The organism is Paraburkholderia podalyriae (genome assembly GCF_014397785.1).
Lineage (GTDB): Bacteria > Pseudomonadota > Gammaproteobacteria > Burkholderiales > Burkholderiaceae > Paraburkholderia > Paraburkholderia podalyriae.
Window position 1 is genome coordinate 1 of the sequence record NZ_VZQQ01000294.1, and the last position, 516, is coordinate 516.

A 516-nucleotide genomic window follows, 5' to 3' on the forward strand; every position below is an offset into this window, starting at 1 on the left:
ACGTACTGAATCGCTTGCCAACGCATCGCGCCGACCACATCGCTCAGCTACTGCCTCATCGCTGGGCGCCGATCACCGCCTGATCGCTCGTAGGCACTCCCCAGGGTGCCATTGCCGGGCGCTTACCCACCCGGGCGCGAATCTTCGACTTGTTGCGGTTCTTGCCCCGTTGCACTTCGTCGACTTCGCCGCCCGCACGGCGCGTGCGCTGATTGGTAAAGTCGCGCGCCCTGGGCGCCTTGCTGTGGATCAGTTCCTTCTGGCTCGCATAGGCGCTGTCGCCGTAGACGCGCCGCTCCTGCCCGTGCAGCAATTGCGGCAGTGGATGCTTGTCATGCACGTTGGCCGGCGTGAGCACCGCGCTGTGCGCCAGACCGCTTTGGCTGTCCACACCGATGTGCAGCTTGGCGCCGAAATACCATTGGCGACCCTTGCGGGTCTGATGCATCTCGGGGTCGCGCGCCTTCTGCTCATTCTTCGTCGAGCTCGGCGCGCCGATGATCGTCGCGTCCACGA

The 516-nt window shown here is 64.9% G+C and carries 1 pseudogene; it reads right to left on the reverse strand.

The window, feature by feature from the left end:
• Window positions 1-127 precede the first annotated feature (127 nt).
• Window positions 128-516: pseudogene (locus F6X42_RS46340) on the reverse strand (transposase); the annotation flags it as partial.